Consider the following 17,877-nt stretch of genomic DNA (forward strand, 5'->3'; position numbering starts at 1 on the left):
CAGAGATTTCGAGGAGAACTCCCGTGCACGACGATCGTTCCCTGGTCGAAGGCCGCGTCAAGCGCGTCCTGAGCCACCGCATCCGCCCCGCGGTGCACTCCCACCGCACCCCGCTGACCCTGCAGGCCTGGGTCGTGCCGCGGTCGGAGGGGACGGCCGGGGAACCCGTGCCGGTGGCCGACGCGCTGCAGGCGCTGGCCGCCGAGGAGTTCGGCGAGTTCTCCGTGGGCACCAGCTGGGGGCAGCCGTGGTCGACCACGTGGGTGCGCGCCCAGGGGGAGATCCCGGCCGAGTGGGCCGGCAAGCGGGTCGAGGCGCACTTCGACCTCGGGTTCATCGGTGACTGGCCCGGCAACCAGGCCGAGGCGCTCGTGCACTCCATCGACGGGATCCCGATCAAGGGCGTCGCCCCGGACAACCAGGTCGTCCCGGTCAGCCGGGTCGCCTACGGCGGGGAGACCGTCGACCTGCTGCTGGAGATGGCCGCGAACCCGGACATCCTGGCCGACGACATGCGCCCGACCCCGCTGGGGGACAAGGCGACCGCGGGTGAGAAGCACCTGTACACCATGAAGATCGCCGACCTCGTCGTGCTCGACGAGGAGGTCTGGGGCCTGGCCGTCGACATGGAGTGCCTCGACGACCTCATGCGGCACCTGCCCGAGAAGGAACCCCGTCGCTTCGAGATCGCCCGCGCCCTGGACCGGGCGGTCGACGCGCTCGACCTCGACGACATCTCGGGCACGGCCGCCGACGCGCGCGCCGAACTGCGCGACGTCCTCTCCTCCCCGGCCAACCGCAGCGCCCACACCCTCTCCTCGGTCGGGCACGCGCACATCGACTCCGCCTGGCTCTGGCCGCTGCGCGAGACCAAGCGCAAGACGAGCCGCACCTTCGCCAACGTGACCGCGCTGGCGCAGGAGTACCCCGAGTTCGTCTTCGCCTGCTCCCAGGCCCAGCAGTACGCGTGGGTCAAGGAGCGCTCGCCGGAGATCTACGCCCGGATGCAGGAGTCGGCGCGCAACGGGCAGTGGGTCCCGGTCGGCGGCATGTGGGTCGAGGCCGACGGCAACCTGCCGGGTGGCGAGGCCCTGGTGCGCCAGTTCGTCACCGGGAAGTCGTTCTTCCGCGAGGAGTTCGACGTCGACTGCCAGGGGGTCTGGCTGCCCGACTCCTTCGGCTACTCCGGTGCCTACCCGCAGATCGCCAAGCTGGCCGGGATGCAATGGTTCCTGACCCAGAAGATCTCCTGGAACCAGACCAATGCCTTCCCGCACCACACCTTCCGCTGGGAGGGCATCGACGGGTCGCAGATCTTCACCCACTTCCCCCCGGTCGACACCTACAACGCGATCTTCTCCGCCGAGGAGCTCGTGCACGCGGTCGACAACTACTCCGAGAAGGGTCGCGGCACCCGTTCGCTGGCCCCGTTCGGCCACGGTGACGGCGGTGGCGGCCCCACGCGCGAGATGATGGAGCGGGCCCGGCGTTTCGCCGACCTCGAGGGCGCGCCCAAGGTCACGGTCCAGGACCCGAACCAGTTCTTCGCCGACGCCGAGGCCGAGTACCCCGAGCCGCCGGTGTGGAGCGGGGAGCTCTACCTGGAACTGCACCGCGCGACCTACACCAGCCAGGCCCGGACCAAGGCCGGCAACCGGCGCAGCGAGCACCTGCTGCGCGAGGCGGAGCTGCTCTGCACCACCGCGGCGCTGAACGCCGAGGGGTACGCCTACCCGCACGCCGAGCTGGACCGGATCTGGAAGATCGTCCTGCTGCACCAGTTCCACGACATCCTCCCCGGCTCCTCGATCGCGTGGGTGCACAAGGAGGCCGAGGCGACCTACGCCCAGGTGGCCGCCGACCTGCTCGCCGTGGTCACCGAGGCGATGGCGGCGCTGGGCACCGGTACCCCCGTCGTGCTGAACCCCGCCGGGCACGAGCGCACCGAGGTCGTCGAGAACTCCGCCGGGGAGCTCGTCCGGGTCACCGTGCCGGGTTCCGGCGCGGCCCCGCTCACCGCCCCGGGCCAGGCCGCCCCGGCCACCCCGGTCACCGCGACGCCCGCAGAGGGCGGGTTCGTCCTGGCCAACGGGCGCATCACCGTCACGGTGGACGCCGACGGGCTGCTCCGCTCCGTCGTCGACGAGACGGCCGGCCGCGAGGTCATCGCGCCGGGCACCCGCGGCAACCTGCTGCAGCTGCACACCGACTTCCCGAACAACTGGGACGCCTGGGACGTCGACCAGCACTACCGCAACCGGGTCGTCGACCTCACCGACGCCGACGAGGTCACCCTCGTCGCGTCCTCGGACCTGCTGGTCCGGGTCCGGGTGGCCCGCAGCTTCCGGAGGTCCACCGTCGTGCAGGAGTACACCCTGCGCGCCGGGTCCGACCGTCTCGACGTGCGGACCGAGATCGACTGGCACGAGCAGGACAAGTTCCTCAAGGCCGCGTTCCCGCTCGACCTGCACGCCGCCGTGAGCTCCTCGGAGATCCAGTTCGGGCACGTGCAGCGCGCGACACACACCAACACCAGCTGGGACTACGCCCGGTTCGAGACCGCCATGCACCGCTGGGTGCACGTCGGCGAACCCGGGTACGGCGTCGCGGTCGTGAACGACGCGACCTACGGGCACGACACCACCCGTTCGGCCCGTCCCGAGGGCGGCAGCACGACCACCGTCCGGCTCTCGCTGGTCCGCGGCCCGCAGTGCCCGGACCCGCAGGCCGACCAGGGGAGGCACGTCATGAGCTACGCGCTGGTCCCGGGGGCCTCCATCGCCGACGCGGTGCGCACCGGCTACGAGGTGAACCTGCCGCTGCGGGTCGTGGACGGTCCGGCCACGCCGCCGCCCGCCCCGGTCACGGTCACCGGCGACGGGGCGACCCTGGAGGCGGTCAAGCTCGCCGAGGACGGCTCCGGCGACGTCGTCGTGCGCCTCTACGAGTCCTGGGGCGCCCGCGCCCAGGGGCGCCTGGAGACGTCCTTCGCCATCGGGTCCGCCGTCGTCACCGACCTCCTGGAGGACCCGGCGACCCCGGGCAGCGCGGCCGCGCTGGGCCGGGCGGATCTGCAGGCCGACGGTTCCGTCACCTTCGCGCTGCGCCCGTTCCAGATCCTCACGCTGCGCCTCACCCGCGCATGAGCGTCTGGCTCGAACCCGAGCACGTCGGCTCGCGCCGGGAACCCGTCGGGACCCTGCGTCGCGCCACGGCCGACGGCTCCCTCGACCTGGACGGCGACTGGGACTTCCAGCTGCTGCCCAGGCCCACCGACACCCCCGGGACGCGGTGGGCGAGTGCCCGCGTCCCGGGGTGCTGGACCACCGAACCCGGGCTGTGGGGGGAGGTCGCCGACCCGCCCTGGTACACCAACGACCAGATGCCGTGGCCGGACCTGCCGCCGACCCCGCCGACGGCGCAGAACCCGACCGGCGTCTACGAGCGCGACGTCGCCGTGCCGGCCCACTGGGCCGGTCAACGGGTGCTGCTGCACGTCGGCGCGGCCGAGAGCGTCCTGCTCGTGCACGTCGTCGACGCCGGGGGGAACCTCGTCGAGGTCGGCACGAGCACGGACTCCCACCTCGCCGCCGAGTTCGACGTCACGGCCTGGGCCACCCCGGGTTCCCGCGTGCGGGTGCGGCTGACCGTCGTGAAGTGGTCGGCCGCCACCTTCGTGGAGGACCAGGACCAGTGGTGGCACGGCGGGATCACCCGGTCGGTGCGCCTGTTCACGCGCCCGCTGCTGCACCTGTCCGACGTCCGGGTCGTGGCCCGGGCCGACGGGGAGCTCTCGGTCGACGTGCGCGTCGGCCAGGACGGTCCGACCGGCACCGACCGGTTGCCCGAGGGGTGGCGCGTGCGCACCCGGCTGGCCGGCACGGACCTCGCCTTCGACGCCGCCGCGCACCGTCGCGACCACGACGACGAGCGGCTCTCCCTGTACCGCGGCCGGGCCCGGTTCCACGGCTCGTTCCCCGGGATCGCGACCTGGACCGCCGAGGCGCCGAACCTGCACGAGCTGACGGTCGAGCTGTGCGACGCCGCCGGCGTCCTGGTCGACTCCTGCGTGCAGCGCATCGGTTTCCGCACGGTGGAGATCGTCGGTCCCGACCTGCTCGTCAACGGCCGGCGGATCTTCGTGCGGGGCATGAACCGGCACGACCGCAACCCGTTGACCGGGCGCGTGGTCACCGAGTCGCAGATGCGCGAGGAACTCCACACGTTGAAGCGGTTCGGGTTCAACGCCGTCCGTACCTCGCACTACCCGAACGACCCGCGGTTCTACGACCTCACCGACGAACTGGGTTTCTACGTCGTGGACGAGGCGAACATCGAGTCGCACGCCTGGGCGCACGAGATCTGCGACGACCCGGCCTACCTGCCCGCCTTCACCCAGCGGGTGGCGCGCATGGTCCGCCGCGACCGCAACCACCCGAGCGTCGTCATCTGGTCCCTCGGCAACGAGAGCGACTACGGGGCCAACCACGACGCGGTCGCCGCCTGGATCCGGCGCGAGGACCCCACCCGCCCCCTGCAGTACGAGGGTGCGATCAAGGACGACTGGTACGCGGGCGCGGCGAGCAGCGACATCGTCTGCCCCATGTACGCCCACATCGGCCAGATGGTCGACTACGCGAACAACGGGCCGCTGCGGCCCGTCATCCAGTGCGAGTACTCCCACGCGATGGGGAACTCCAACGGGTCGCTGTCGGACTACTGGGCGGCCATCGAGTCCCTGCCGGGCCTGCAGGGCGGTTTCGTGTGGGAGTTCGCCGACCACGGCATCCTGCAGCGCGAGGACGACCGGCTCCCCGTCGGGATCGCGGGGGAGGGGCTGTTCCGCGACGGCGTCCCTGCCCCCGGTCTGCGCTGGGCCCACGGCGGCGACTTCGGCGACACGCCCCACGACGGCGCGTTCTGCCTCGACGGCATGACGTTCCCCGACGGCACCCCGAAACCGACCATGTGGGAGCACCGGGAACTGGCCTCGCCGGTCCGGTTGTCCTGGCCGGGGGGGACGCCCGGGGTGAGCGTGGTCGTGCGCAACGCGACCGACTTCAGCGACCTCGGGCACCTGCGCGCGCAGTGGCGGATGGACGCCGAGGACGGGACGTCGCTCACCGAGGCCGCGACCCTGCCCGCGCTGGGGTCGGGGGAGAGCGCCGAACTGGCGCTGCCCGCCGCACTCCTCGGCGCCGGGTCCGGGGAACGCCGGATCCAGCTGGTGCTCGTGCAGGCCGCCGCCACCGCGTGGGACCCGGCGGGGGCCGAGGTCGCCCGACCGAGCCTGCGCCTGGCCGACGGCGAGGCCCCGTCCCCAGTGGCCACCCCGCCGCGGCGGGGTGCCCCCCTGGTCGTGGACGAACGGGGCCGGGTGCTGCACCCGAACGTGCTCGAGGGCCCGGAGCTCACGCTGTGGCGCGACCCCACCGACAACGACGACATCATCGGGCTCGGGAAGGTCTGGGCCGACCTGGGCCTGCGCGCCCGACCCACGGTGACGTCGACCTCGTCGACCCCGGACGGCGTGACGGTCGTCTCCACCCTCGCGACCGGCGCGGGCGACGTCGTCCACACCCAACGCCTGAGCTCGCGCACCGACGACGCGGGTCGCCCGGTGCTGCGCAGCGAGGACACGGTCGTCGTCCCCGACGGCCTGGCCGACCTGCCCCGCCTCGGGGTCCGGCTCCGCCTCCCCACGGCCCGGACCGCCCGCTGGTTCGGGACCGGTCCGTGGGAGACCTACCCGGACCGCTGCACGGCCCCGACGGGCTGGCACGAGCTGCCCGTCGCCGAGCTCGGGGTGCCCTACGTCCGTCCCCAGGAGAACGGGGGCCGCAGCGGCGTCCGTCGGCTCGAGCTCGACGGGGTGTCCCTGCGGTTCGACCGGCCGTTGCACGTCACGGTGCGACCGGCGGCGAACGTCACCGAGGTGGTCCTCGACGTCGCCCACCGCGGCGTCGGCTCGGCCTCGTGCGGTCCGGACGCGTTGCCGCAGTATCGGATCACCCCCGGGACCTGGACGTGGTCCTGGACCCTGCACCCGGCCTGACCCGTTCCCGAACCACCCGGAGGCCCGTCGTGAAACTGCTCCTCGTCGGACTCGACGGCCTCCGGGTGGATCTGGCGCTGCCCGGACCGGTCGCCGCGGATCCGGCCTTCGCCGCACCCGACCACCCCGCCGACCCGCGCTTCGCCGCCGGGTCGCCGGGGTCGGCCCCGCCGGCCGACCCCCCGGTCTCGGTGGAGGTGGTGGACGGTCTGGCTCCGACCCTGCAACGGCTGACCGACGGCGGGCGGCTCGTCCCGGTGTGGATGACCCCGCCCACCGACTCCGGTCCGGGCTGGTCGTCGCTGCTGACCGGGACCACGCACGAGCAGAACAACGTCTGGTGGAACGAGTTCGTCGGGCACCGCCTCGGGGGCTGCCCCGACGTGCTCTCGCAGGTGTTCTTCGCGAACCCGCGGGCCCGGACGTTCGCGGCCGCCACCTGGTCGGCCCTGGTCGACCCGAACGGTCCCGGCCCGGTGATCCACACCCGCCCCGACCAGCAGGTCGGCGGGCAGCACCGGGTCATGAGGGCGACGGACTTCTCCGAGGGGTGCCGCTCGGCCGACCGTCAGGTCGTCGCCCACGCCACCCAGGTGCTGAACCACGAGGGTCCGGACGCCGCGTTCGTCTACCTCGAGGGGGTCGACGAGGCCGGCCACCGCTCGGGGGCCGCCTCGGAGGACTACCGCGAGGCCGTCCGGACCGCCGACGAGCACGTGCGGTTCCTGGTCAAGGCCGTCGCCGAGCGCGTCGAGCGCCTCGGGGAGGACTGGCTCGTCGCCGTCGTGACCGACCACGGGCACAAGCCCGAGGGCGGCCACGGCGAGGACGAGGTCGACGTGCGCCGCTCGTTCCTGCTGGTGCACCGCATCAGCCCCGACCCGGACGCCGGGCTGCCCGCCCCGCTCACCACCCCGCCGACCCTGCGCAGCCACGAGGTGACCCCGGCCCTGCTGGCCGCCCTCGGCGTCCGGGCCGGTTCGTGGACGCCCGACCACGAGGTCGGGGCCGTGCGCGACGTCGAACCCCTCGGCCCCACCCGGGACCTGCGCTTCGAGTGGTGAGGGTCCGCCTGCGGCTCAGACGAGCTGCAGGCTGACCCCGGCCCGGTCCAGGGCCGCGCGGGTCTCCGGCTCGGGGGCCTCGTCGCTGATGAGGTGGTGGTAGCTGGTGGCGTCGCAGATGGTCGCCGTGCCGCTCCCGGGGAACTTCGAGGCGTCGGCGAGCAGGACGACCCGGTCGGCCGCGGCGATCATCGCGCGCTTGACCCCGACCTCGTCGGAGACCGTGTCCACGCAGTGCCCGCTGCGGCGCACCCCCGAGGTGCCGAGCAGCAGCACGTCGGCGTGCAGCTGGCGCAGCGCCTCCTCGGTCAGGTAGCCGACGAGGGAGCGGTGGGCGGGGCGGACGGCGCCGCCGAGCAGGATCAGCTCGACGGTCGGGTCCTCGGCGAGCTCGGCGAAGACGGCGAGGTTGCGGGTGATGACGGTGACCTGACGGCCCCGCAGGTACTTGGCGACCCGTCCGACGGTGGTCCCGATGTCGAGCAGGACGGCCTGGCCGTCGGCGACCTGGGCGGCCGCAGCGGCCGCGATGGCCTCCTTCGGCCCCGCCTGCCGCTCGGCGAGGTCGGCGTAGACGTCGTCGCGGACGTCCAGCGGACGCGCGCCTCCGTGCACGCGGCGCAGGAGTCCGGCATCGTCGAGCTTGACCAGGTCCCGGCGGATGGTGGCCTCGGAGAGGCCGAGACGCGACACGAGCTCGGCCACCGTGGCCGGCCCCTGCGCGCGTACGACCTCGACGATCGCGTCCCTTCGCTCATCTGCGTGCACGATCGGCAGAATACCTTGCGCGTTCGCGCATGCGTCAAGTAGCGTTCGCGCAATCTCACCACGCAGTCGTGGTCAGACCTGATTGAACGATCAGATCACCTGGCGGGCCCGTCCGCCGGAGAGAAAGGGTTACCCCATGCAGCTCTCCCGCCGTCATCTCCTGCGCAGCAGCGCTTTCGCGGCGATGGGCATCGGCGCCCTCAGCGCGTGCTCCACCTCCGCCGGGGGTGGCAACGCCGCCAGTGGCGAGACCACCCTCTGGTACTGGAACGGTGGGCTCGGCGACTCGGTCGTCGACGCGGCCAAGACGCAGTTCCCCGACGCCAAGCTCACCCCCAACAAGGTCGGGGGCGACTTCAAGCAGAAGCTGCAGACGACCCTCACCGGTGGTCAGTTCATCCCCTCCATCACCGGGGTCAAGGGCGAGGACATGCCCTTCTTCCGCTCGGTGGCCGACAAGTTCACCGACCTGAACACGCTCGGTGCCGCGGACATCGCGAGCAAGCAGCTCTCCTGGAAGTGGAAGGAGGCGCAGACCGCGGACGGCAAGCAGCTCGGCTTCCCGATCGACATCGGTCCGACCGCCCTGTTCTACCGCCACGACATCCTCGCCCAGGCGGGTCTGCCGACCGACCCGGCCGAGATCGCCGCCGCCACCTCCACCTGGGACGACTACTTCGCCTTCGGTCAGGAGCTGCACGGCAAGGTCCCGACCTCCTTCCCGGTGCCGCAGCTGTCCAACGTCTTCCAGATCATCGTCGGCCAGCTCACCGGCCGCTTCGTCTCCGAGGACAACACCTTCATCGCCGACAGCGACGAGATGAAGGGCGCCTGGGACACCACGGTCAAGGCGCAGGCGCTCGGCATCAACGCCAACGCCGCGCAGAACCTCAACGCCTCCCTCGGCGACGGCACCATCGCGATGGACCTGGGTGCGGCCTGGCACGCGCTGGACATCAAGGACGCCGCCCCCGACACCTCGGGCAAGTGGATGGTCGCCAACAACCCGGTCTCCCCGACCAACTTCGGCGGCTCGTTCCTCACCATCCCGGCCTCCACCGAGGACAAGGAGGGCGCCTGGAAGATCATCAGCTGGATCCTGGACACCGACAACCAGGCCAAGGCCTTCACCGACGCCACCATCTTCCCGGCCGACCCGGCCGCCTGGGAGCTGCCCGCCCTCACCGGTGGCGACGAGTTCTTCAACAACCAGAAGACCATCGAGATCTTCGGCCCCGCCGGCGAGAAGGTCCCGACCCAGTTCGTGGCCTCGGCCGACGCCGCGGTGTCCGCGCCCTTCTACGACGAGCTCACCAACGTCGAGGCCTCGGGCAAGGACCCGGAGCAGGCCTGGAACGACGCCGTCGCCGCCGCCAAGCAGATCGCCGACCGGCAGGGTGTGAAGTGAGTTCCGCCGCGCCGGTGATCGGACCGGCCACAGGGGACAAGGGATTCCGCCGGAGTCGGCCGAAGCCCCCTCGCAAGGGCGTTCCGCACCGGCGCGGCGTCAGGGCGTTCTGGCCGCAGTACGTCGCGGTCAGTCCGTTCTTCCTGCTCTTCCTGGCGTTCGGGCTCTTCCCGGTCGGGTTCTCGGCGTGGTTGGCGTTCCACAACTGGGACGGCATCAACCCGGTCACCTTCGCGGGGCTGGACCAGTTCCGGTTCCTCGCGCAGGACGCCACGTTCCGCAAGGCCGTGGGTAACACGTTCGTCATCTGGATCCTGTCCACCGTGCCCATGCTCGTCATGAGCCTGGCGCTGGCGTCCCTGCTGAACTCGGTCAAGCGGTTCAAGACCTTCTACCAGGTCGTGCTGTTCGTCCCCAGCGTCACGTCGATCGTCGCCATCACCATCTTCTTCAAGGCGATCTTCAACACCTCCTACGGCCTGGTGAACATCGTCCTGACCGGGATCGGGCTGCCCGCGGTCGACTGGCTGAGCGGGCCCTGGACGATCAAGATCGTCCTGGCCGTCCTCACGACGTGGCAGTGGGTCGGCTACAACGCGATCATCTACTTCGCCGGGATGCAGGCCATCCCCGGCGAGATCTACGAGGCCGCCAAGCTCGACGGCGCCGGCCCGCTGCGGTCCTTCTGGTCCATCACCGTGCCGATGCTGCGCCCGATCATCCTGTTCACGGTGATCGTCTCGACCATCACCGGGATGCAGACCTTCACCGAGCCCCAGGTCCTCTTCGGGTCCAACGCCTCGATCAACCCCAACAGCGGGGGACCGGGCCAGGCCGGGCTCACGATGGTCCTGTACTTCTACCAACAGGCCTTCACCAACAACAACTTCGGCTACGGCGCGGCCATCGCCTACGCGGTCTTCGCGATCGTCGCCGTGTTCGCCATCATCAACTGGCGCATCGTCGCCCGCTCGGAGGACTGACACCGATGGCGACGAAGGACCTCACCGCTCCCGCGCTGGTCGGCCTGACCCCCGCCAAGGGGCGCCGGGTGCGCGGGGCCGGCCCCTGGGCCCACCTCCCGCTCGGCATCACCGCCGTGCTGCTGCTGTTCCCGTTCTACTGGACAGTGGTCATGGCGACGAACACCAACGCCGACTTCTACAAGCTCCCGCCGAAGCTGGTGCCGGGGACGCACTTCCTGGAGAACGTCAACCAGGTGCTGACCTCCATCAACTTCTTCGGGTCGATGGTCAACACCCTGGTCGTGGCCGTCTCGGTCACCGTGCTGGTGCTGTTCTTCGACTCCCTGGCCGCCTTCGCCTTCGCGAAGTTCGACTTCCCGGCCAAGAAGTTCCTGTTCACGCTGCTGCTGCTGTTCTTCATGCTCCCCGCGCAGCTCTCGGCGGTGCCGCAGTTCATCACGATGATCAACATCGGCTGGGTCGGCACCCTGCAGGCGTTGATCGTGCCGGCGGCGGCGAACGCGTTCGGCATCTTCTGGATGCGGCAGTACATGACCAACGCGATCCCGGACGAGATCCTGGACGCGGCGGTGCTCGACGGCTGCGGGTTCTTCCGGCAGTACCTGTTCGTCGTCCTGCCGATCATCCGGCCGGGTCTGGCGTTCCTGGGGATCTACACGTTCGTCGCGGCCTGGAACGACTACGTGTGGCCCCTCATCGTCCTCATCAACCCGGACATGCTGACCCTGCAGGTCGCCCTGTCGCAGCTCAACGCGACCCGGTCGACCGACTACGCGGTGGTCATGACCGGTGCGCTGCTGGCGATCATCCCGCTGGTGGTCATGTTCCTCTTCTTCGCGAAGCAGTTCGTGGCCGACTCCGTCGCCGGTGCGGTGCGTGGCTGAGGACGCCGACCGGTTCGTGGTGCGCGCGACCAGGCCCGCCGACGCGGGTCTGGTCGCCGCCCTCGGTGCCGGGGCCTTCTCCCCGGAACCGGACCGCATCGGCTGGGGCGACTGGGACGAGGACCCGGCGCTGATCCGGCTGTGCGTGCAGGACGAGCTCTCGGGCCGGCTGGTCGCCACCGCCCAGGCCCGGCTGACCGAGCAGTGGTGGGGCGGTCGGCCGGTGCCGGCGGCCGCCCTGGCCGGCGTCGCGGTCGACCTGCCCCTGCGGGGGCTGGGGATCGGCCGACGGCTCGTGGCCCGGCTCATCGCCGACGCCCGCACCGCCGGGGCGCAGGCCCTGGCCCTCATCCCCTCCACGCACGCCTTCTACGCGCGTCTGGGGTGCGGGGTCGCGGGCCGTCGCCCCGTCTTCCGCATCGACACCGCCGACCTCCTGCAGCTGCCGGCCCCCACCCGGCGCTACTCGCTGCGCGACGCGACCCCGGCCGACACCGCCGACGTCGCCGCGCTCGTGCGGGCCCGGGCGGTCCGCGGCAACGGCCAGCTCGAGCACCACACCCACAACGGCGGTCGCCACCTGCTGGTCGTGGACCCCGAGGGCCGGACCGTCGGCTGGGTGCTGCTCGGGCGGCGCGCCCCGCAGCGCACGGGGGGTCTGTTCACCGTCGTCGTGCACGACCTGGTGGCCGATGACCCCGACGCCGAGCTGGCCGCCTGGCGCCAGGCGGTCGCCGATCCCGCGACCGCGCGCGACGTCGAGGCCCTCGTCGCCCCCGGAACCCTGCTGGAACACCTGCTGCCCCGGCAGGTCGAACCGGTCGAGAACAACACCTGGATGCTGGGTCTGCTCGACCCGGCCGCCGCCCTGGCCTCCCGCGGCTACCCCTCGGGTCTGCGGGTGGAGCTGGCGCTCGACGTCGACGGCGAGCGCCTGACGCTCTCGGTCGACGGGGGCCGGGGCGCCGTCCGCACCGCGGACGCGGCGGCCGAGGTCGACCTGAGGATGTCGGGGGCCCTGCTCGCCTCCGTCTTCGCCGGGCACACCGACCCCCTCGTCGCCCTCGCCGAGGGCCGGATGAGCGGGTCCGAAGCACCCGCCTCGGCGCTGCGGGGACTGTTCGCCGGTCCCGCCGCCGTGCTCACCCGACCGTTCTGATCCACCCGTCCTCCCCCGAAGGGCCGTCATGAGCCAGCAGTCACCCCTCCGTCTGGGCATCCTCGGCCTCGGCACGATCAGCCGGGCGGTCCACCTGCCGCTGGTGGCCCGCAGCGCCGACGTCAGGCTCGTCGCGGTCGCCGACCTGGACCCGGTCCGGGCCGGCGAACTGGCGGCGGCCTACGGTGCGCGCGCGCTCAACACCGAGGAGCTGCTGCAGGCCCCCGACGTGGACGCCGTCCTCGTCGCCACCCCGGGGCGCCACGCGGAACTGGCCGTCGCCGCCCTGCGCGCGGGCAAGCACGTGCTGGCCGAGAAGCCGTTGGCCCTGTCGTTGCCCGAGGTGGTCGCCGCCGAGGCGGCCGCGGTGGCCGCGGGACGCGTGCTGCAGGTCGGGTACATGAAGGTCCACGACGGCGCGGTCGTCGCCGCGCGGGCCGCCCTGGCCGAGATCGGCGAGCTGCGCCTCGTGCAGGTCTCGGTGCGCCACCCCCTCGACGCCCCGCAGCTCGCCCACCTCCGGCTGGCCCCGCCCGGACCGCTGCCGGAGTCGGCGCGGCCGGTGGTCGAGGCGGCCGAGGCGGGGGAGGCCGCGGCCCTCGACACGGTGCTCGCGGCGGTCGGCGCGGGGGAGTCCGCGGAGGCGGACGCGCCGTGGCGCCGGTTGTTCCGCTCGGTGCTGTGCGGTTCGGTCGTCCACGAGCTGTCGGTGCTGCGCGCCCTCGGCCTCGGCCTGCCCGACCGCCCCGACCACGCCGAGCTGCTGGCCTGGGACGGGACCGCCCCGCCGACCCTGCTCGTCACCGCCTCCCCGGCACCCGACGTGCGCTGCATCCTCGACTGGGCCTGGTTGCCGGAGTTCCCCGGTTACACCGAGACCGTCCGGCTGACCGGGACGGCCGGTGAGGTCGAGCTGCGGATGGCCCCGCCCTACGTCCTCGACACCCCCAGCCGGCTGACCGTGCTCAGCGCCTCGGGCGGCGGGGCCCGGGAGGTCCGGTTCGACGCCGACGGTGCGTTCCAGCGTCAGCTCGAGAGTTTCGTCGCGGCCGTGCGCACCGGGGACGTCCACCCCGACGCCACCGCGGCCGGTGCCGCCACGGACCTCGTTGCGCTGCAGGGGATCCTGGCCCACCTGCGGGGTCGGTCGTGATGCGTCGGCAGGGCCGCGAACGAACCCCCCGACCGGTCGCCGGTGCGCCGGTGAGTTTCGGGGTGTGGGGGCCGCACCTCGGCCCGGTCGACGGGGACGGCCGCGCGGTCCTCGGGGAACTCGCGGGCGCCGGTTACGACGGCAGCGAGCTCGGCCCCACGGGGTACCTGGGCGACCCCGAGCGCACGGCGGAACTCTTCGTCGCCGCGGGGCTGGCCCCGGCGGGCGTCTACGTCGGTCTGCCCACGGTCGAGGGGATGCTCTCCCGTGACGCCCGGACCGACCTGGAACGCGCCTGCCGCACCCTGCGGGCGGTCGTGGACGCGCAGTTGTCGGTGGGTCCCGGTGGCGCCCTGCCCGACGCGCCGATCGTGCTGGCCGACGACGGCGCGCCCGGTCTGGACGGCCCGCGCGACCCCGCCGACGAGTCCTCGGGGCTCGACGCCGAGCAGTGGCGGGGGGCCGTGCGCGCGCTGGGCGAGGCGATGGGGATCGTCGCCGACCACGGGCTGACCACGTCGTTCCACCCCCACCTCGGCACGTTCGTGGAATCGGAGCGCGAGGTGGACCGACTTCTGGCGACCACCTCCCTCTCGGTCACCCTCGACACCGGTCACGCGTTGCTCGCCGGGACCGACCCGGTGGCCGCCGTCACCCGGTGGGGCGCGCGGATCAACCACGTCCACGTCAAGGACGTGCGCCTCGACGTCCTCGCGCAGGCCCGGGCCGCTGGCCCCGTCGCGCTGCGGTCCTGGTGGGGCGAGGCCAACGTCCCCCTCGGCGCGGGCGACGTCGACCTGTCCGGGGTGCTGCGCGCCCTGGACCGCCGCGGGTACGCCGGGTGGTACGTCGTCGAGCAGGACGTCGTCCCCACCGGTGCCCCTCAGCTCGCCGAATTCGGTGCAGCGCAACGAGACAACCTCGACACCCTGCTAGGAGTCCTGCCGTGAGCACCGCCAGCCCCACCCCCGACGAGGCGACGACCCGTCCCCCGGGCCACCTGGTCCGGTCCGAGATCGCCGAGCAGCCCGAGGTCGCCGCGCGCATCCTCGCCGCCGCCGGCGGCGAGCTCGCCCGGATCGCCGCCCTGGTGCGCGCCGACCGCCCGCGGATGGTCCTGCTGACCGCGCGCGGGACGAGCGACCACGCGGCCCTGTACGCCAAGTACCTCATCGAGATCGGGCTCGGCCTGCCGGTCGGTCTGACCTCGACGTCGACCATGACGGTCTACGGCGCGCGCCCGGACCTCTCCGGCGTCCTCTGGATCAGCATCAGCCAGTCGGGCGGGTCCCCGGACCTGGTCGAGTCCACCGCGGCGGCCCGGGCCGCCGGGGCGCGCACGCTCGCGGTCACCAACAACCCCGCCTCGCCCCTGGCGGCGGCGGCCGAGCACCACCTGGACGTGCTGGCCGGGCCGGAGCTCGCCGTGGCCGCGACGAAGAGCTACACCGCCCAGCTCCTGACGCTGTGGCTGTTCGTCTCCGAGCTCGCCGGGCGACCGCTCGACGCGGCCGCCGGGCTGCCGGAGTTCCTCGCCCGGGCCGTCGGGTCCGACGACGTCGCGCCGATCGCCTCGCGCTACCGCTTCGTCGACCGGCTCGTCCTCACCGGCCGCGGGTACTCCTACCCGACGGCGCGCGAGGCCGCCCTGAAACTCATGGAGACCTCCTACCTGTCGGCGATGGCGTTCTCCGCGGCCGATCTCATGCACGGTCCGCTGGCGATGGTCGACGCCGACCGCCCGGTCGTCGCGGTGGTCCCCGAGGGTCCGGGCGGGGAGGCGATGAAACCCGTGCTGAGCGCGCTGCGCGAGCGCGGTGCCGACGTCTGCGCCGTCGCTCCGGCCGGGTTGGCCCCGGAGGCCGACGTGCGTCTCGACGTCCCCACGGGGCTGCCCGAGGACCTGGCCCCGATCGTGCAGATCGTTCCGCTGCAACGGCTCGCCATCGAGATGGCGCTGGCCCGCGGACTCGACCCGGACGCCCCGCGCGGTCTGCGCAAGGTCACCGAGACCCGCTGACTCAGCGCGGGACGGGGGTGGGGTAGCGCTCCCGGACGTAGTCCCGCAGCCGTTCGGCCAGTCGTACCAGGGCGGCGCCGGCGGGATGGTGGGGGTTGCACACCGCGTAGAGGTGCACCTCCAGGATCTCGTCGGTGCCCGCCCCGGTCCGGATCGCCAGCGGTCGCAACCCGAACCGCGGGTCGTCGGACACGACCGCGGCGCCCCGCCCGGCGGCGGCCAGGGCCTGGGCCACGACACCCGTCCCGGCCTCGACGAGCGCGGCGGGGGACAGACCCCGTCGGTCCGCGGCGGCGTCCAGCGCCTGCCGCGCGGTGATGTAGGTCGGCAGGGTGACCACGGGGTCCTCGAACAGGTCGGCCAGGTCGACCGAGCGACGTCCGACCCATCGGTGCCCGGGGGGCACGTAGGCCCACACCGGGGCCACGCTGAGCGGGATCGCGGCCAGCGCCGGGCCGGTCGTCGATCCGGGCGGGCGGCGGTGGGTGACCGCGATGTCGGCGCCGCGACGCAACGCCTCGACCGCGCTGAGCTCGTCGGAGGTGAAGACCGACGGGATCGGGTCCTCCGGTCGCAGCGTGGCGATGAACGGGGCGACCACGTCGGACAGGGTCGTGGTGGGGGCGGCGATCGTCACGGCGGCGAGGCGCCCCTCGGCGATGATCTGCCCGGCCACCCGGAACGCCGAGGCGGTGGCCACGAGGTCGCGGGCCACCGGCAGCAGGCGGTGCCCGGCCGCGGTCAGGGTGAGCCGCCCCCCGGTCCGGTCGAACAGCGTGACGCCGAGGTCGCGCTCCAGCTGGCGCACCTGCCGGGACAGCGCGGGCTGCGCGACGCGGAGCAGGTCGGCCGCCGCGGTCACCCCGCCCGCCTCGACCACGGTCACGAACGCGGTGACGGTGCGCAGCTCCACCCGCCCGAGCGTAGCGGCGCAGGCTCCCCGCATATGCGTCCTGGGCATGGTTCGGATGCCGGATGAGTATTGGACGGCATGGCCTCCCGGTGCGGAGACTGCTCGCGGGGGATGGCCGACGCCGAGGTCGGCCGCGACGACCGTGACAGGAGACAGCCCGACATGACCGCTCTCGTCGAGACGGCACCGACCACGCCGACCACGACGGCACCGACGGCACCGACGGGGGGCCCGCTGGTCGAGGCCCGCACCCAGCTCGCCGAGGCCTGCCGGCACCTGGGTCTCGCGGCCGGGATGTACGACCTGCTGGCCCAGCCGCGCCGGGAGCTGACCGTCAGCATCCCGCTGCGCCGCGACGACGGCAGCACCGAGGTCATCACCGGGCACCGCGTGCAGCACAACTACTCCCGGGGACCGGCCAAGGGCGGCGTACGGTTCTCCCCGCACGTCGACCTCGACGAGGTGCGGGCGCTGGCCATGTGGATGACCTGGAAGTGCGCGCTGCTGGACGTCCCCTACGGCGGGGCCAAGGGCGGGGTCGTGATCGACCCGCGGAACTACTCGACCGCCGAGCTGGAACGGGTCACCCGCCGCTACACCTCCGAGATCGCCCCGCTCATAGGTCAGGCGCAGGACATCCCGGCCCCCGACATCGGGACCGACGAGCAGACCATGGCCTGGATGATGGACACCTACTCCGTCAGCCGCGGGCACACCGTCCTCGGGGTGGTGACCGGCAAACCCCTCGCGCTCGGCGGGTCGCTGGGTCGTGCGTCGGCCACGTCGCGCGGGGTCGTCCACGTCGCCCTCGCGGCGCTGGAGCACCTCGGCATCGAGGCCGGCCGGGCCACCGCCGCGGTCCAGGGTTTCGGCAAGGTCGGTCGGGGGACCGCCCGGTTCCTGGCCGAGGGCGGGGTCCGGGTCCTCGCCGTGAGCGACCAGTACGGCGGGGTGGCCGACCCGCGCGGTCTCGACGTCCCCGCGCTGGAACGCCACGTCGACCGGCACGGTTCGGTGGTGGGTTTCGCCACCGCGATCGACAACGCCGACGTCCTCACCGCCGACGTCGACCTGCTGGTCCCGGCGGCGGTGGAAGGGGTCCTGCACGCCGGCAACGCCGGTGAGGTGCGGGCCCGGCTCGTGGTGGAGGGCGCCAACGGCCCCACCACCACCGAGGCCGACCGTGTCCTCGCCGCTCGCGGCACCCTCGTCGTCCCCGACATCCTGGCCAACGCCGGCGGGGTGACCGTGTCCTACTTCGAGTGGGTCCAGGCCACCCAGGCCTACTGGTGGAGCGAGGACGAGGTCGAGGCCCGGCTGGCGCTGCGGATGCGGCAGGCGTGGGAGGGCGTCCTGACCGAATCCCTCGAGCACGACCTGACGCTGCGCGCCGCGGCGACCAGCCTGGCCGTGCGCCGCGTCGCCGACGCCCACACCCAGCGGGGCCTCTACCCCTGACCGTCCGGC

At 73.0% G+C, this 17,877-nt stretch carries 13 protein-coding genes; 11 read left to right on the plus strand and 2 right to left on the minus strand.

From position 1 onward, the window contains the following. Positions 1-23: 23 nt before the first annotated feature. Genes ACFFKU_RS05060 through ACFFKU_RS05070 form a run of 3 tightly spaced genes read left to right on the plus strand, consistent with a single transcriptional unit; the run spans position 24 to position 7,119 of the window. Positions 24-3,146, plus strand: coding sequence for an alpha-mannosidase (locus tag ACFFKU_RS05060; RefSeq protein ID WP_380136197.1), 3,123 nt, complete (start codon positions 24-26; stop codon positions 3,144-3,146). Beyond that, positions 3,143-6,055 carry a glycoside hydrolase family 2 TIM barrel-domain containing protein gene (locus tag ACFFKU_RS05065; protein ID WP_380136199.1) on the plus strand — a complete coding sequence of 971 codons (2,913 nt, stop codon included), beginning with the start codon at positions 3,143-3,145 and terminating at the stop codon, positions 6,053-6,055. Before ACFFKU_RS05060 ends, ACFFKU_RS05065 begins: the two co-directional genes overlap by 4 nt. Before the next feature lie 29 nt (positions 6,056-6,084). After that, the gene (locus ACFFKU_RS05070) at positions 6,085-7,119 is read left to right on the plus strand and encodes an alkaline phosphatase family protein (RefSeq protein ID WP_380136201.1); all 1,035 of its coding nucleotides are present in this window, start codon (positions 6,085-6,087) and stop codon (positions 7,117-7,119) included. Positions 7,120-7,134: 15 nt separating this feature from the next. On the opposite strand, the gene ACFFKU_RS05075 is transcribed toward ACFFKU_RS05070, so the two are convergent. Next, positions 7,135-7,887 (minus strand): DeoR/GlpR family DNA-binding transcription regulator, encoded by a 753-nt coding sequence (locus ACFFKU_RS05075; RefSeq protein WP_380136203.1) that lies wholly within the window; start codon positions 7,885-7,887, stop codon positions 7,135-7,137. 136 nt (positions 7,888-8,023) lie between these two features. On the opposite strand from ACFFKU_RS05075, the gene ACFFKU_RS05080 reads away from it, so the two are divergent. Genes ACFFKU_RS05080 through ACFFKU_RS05110 form a run of 7 tightly spaced genes read left to right on the plus strand, consistent with a single transcriptional unit; the run spans position 8,024 to position 15,497 of the window. Further along, positions 8,024-9,295, plus strand: a complete 1,272-nt coding sequence (locus ACFFKU_RS05080) for an ABC transporter substrate-binding protein (RefSeq protein WP_380136204.1) — start codon at positions 8,024-8,026, stop codon at positions 9,293-9,295. Continuing rightward, positions 9,292-10,278 (plus strand): carbohydrate ABC transporter permease, encoded by a 987-nt coding sequence (locus ACFFKU_RS05085; RefSeq protein WP_380136206.1) that lies wholly within the window; start codon positions 9,292-9,294, stop codon positions 10,276-10,278. The genes ACFFKU_RS05080 and ACFFKU_RS05085 overlap by 4 nt, the downstream gene beginning before the upstream one ends. A 5-nt stretch (positions 10,279-10,283) precedes the next feature. Then, entirely contained in the window at positions 10,284-11,165 is an 882-nt protein-coding gene (locus ACFFKU_RS05090; protein ID WP_380136207.1) for a carbohydrate ABC transporter permease, read from the plus strand. Beyond that, on the plus strand, positions 11,158-12,324 hold the full coding sequence (locus ACFFKU_RS05095; protein WP_380136209.1) for a GNAT family N-acetyltransferase: 1,167 nt from the start codon (positions 11,158-11,160) through the stop codon (positions 12,322-12,324). Before ACFFKU_RS05090 ends, ACFFKU_RS05095 begins: the two co-directional genes overlap by 8 nt. Positions 12,325-12,352: 28 nt before the next feature. After that, entirely contained in the window at positions 12,353-13,477 is a 1,125-nt protein-coding gene (locus ACFFKU_RS05100; RefSeq protein ID WP_380136211.1) for a Gfo/Idh/MocA family protein, read from the plus strand. 50 nt (positions 13,478-13,527) lie between these two features. Next, positions 13,528-14,427, plus strand: coding sequence for a TIM barrel protein (locus ACFFKU_RS05105; protein WP_380136212.1), 900 nt, complete (start codon positions 13,528-13,530; stop codon positions 14,425-14,427). Beyond that, entirely contained in the window at positions 14,424-15,497 is a 1,074-nt protein-coding gene (locus ACFFKU_RS05110) for an SIS domain-containing protein (RefSeq protein ID WP_380136214.1), read from the plus strand. Before ACFFKU_RS05105 ends, ACFFKU_RS05110 begins: the two co-directional genes overlap by 4 nt. 1 nt (position 15,498) lies before the next feature. Here the strand turns inward: ACFFKU_RS05110 and ACFFKU_RS05115 are convergent, their stop codons facing one another. Next, positions 15,499-16,410, minus strand: coding sequence for a LysR family transcriptional regulator (locus ACFFKU_RS05115; RefSeq protein ID WP_380136216.1), 912 nt, complete (start codon positions 16,408-16,410; stop codon positions 15,499-15,501). Positions 16,411-16,572: 162 nt separating this feature from the next. Between ACFFKU_RS05115 and ACFFKU_RS05120 the strand changes: the two genes are divergently transcribed. Next, on the plus strand, positions 16,573-17,868 hold the full coding sequence (locus tag ACFFKU_RS05120) for a Glu/Leu/Phe/Val family dehydrogenase (RefSeq protein WP_380136217.1): 1,296 nt from the start codon (positions 16,573-16,575) through the stop codon (positions 17,866-17,868). The last annotated feature ends 9 nt before the right edge of the window (positions 17,869-17,877 follow it).

Origin of the sequence: Kineococcus gynurae, assembly GCF_042433995.1 — a bacterium.
Classification (GTDB): domain Bacteria; phylum Actinomycetota; class Actinomycetes; order Actinomycetales; family Kineococcaceae; genus Kineococcus; species Kineococcus gynurae.

What these genes read in the sequence shown, in the direction of transcription:
- ACFFKU_RS05065 (WP_380136199.1), top strand. Translation starts at nt 3,143, where the DNA reads ATGAGCGTCTGGCTCGAACCCGAGCACGTCGGCTCGCGCCGGGAACCC.
- ACFFKU_RS05080 (WP_380136204.1), top strand. Translation starts at nt 8,024, where the DNA reads ATGCAGCTCTCCCGCCGTCATCTCCTGCGCAGCAGCGCTTTCGCGGCG.
- ACFFKU_RS05090 (WP_380136207.1), top strand. Translation starts at nt 10,284, where the DNA reads ATGGCGACGAAGGACCTCACCGCTCCCGCGCTGGTCGGCCTGACCCCC.
- ACFFKU_RS05100 (WP_380136211.1), top strand. Translation starts at nt 12,353, where the DNA reads ATGAGCCAGCAGTCACCCCTCCGTCTGGGCATCCTCGGCCTCGGCACG.
- ACFFKU_RS05120 (WP_380136217.1), top strand. Translation starts at nt 16,573, where the DNA reads ATGACCGCTCTCGTCGAGACGGCACCGACCACGCCGACCACGACGGCA.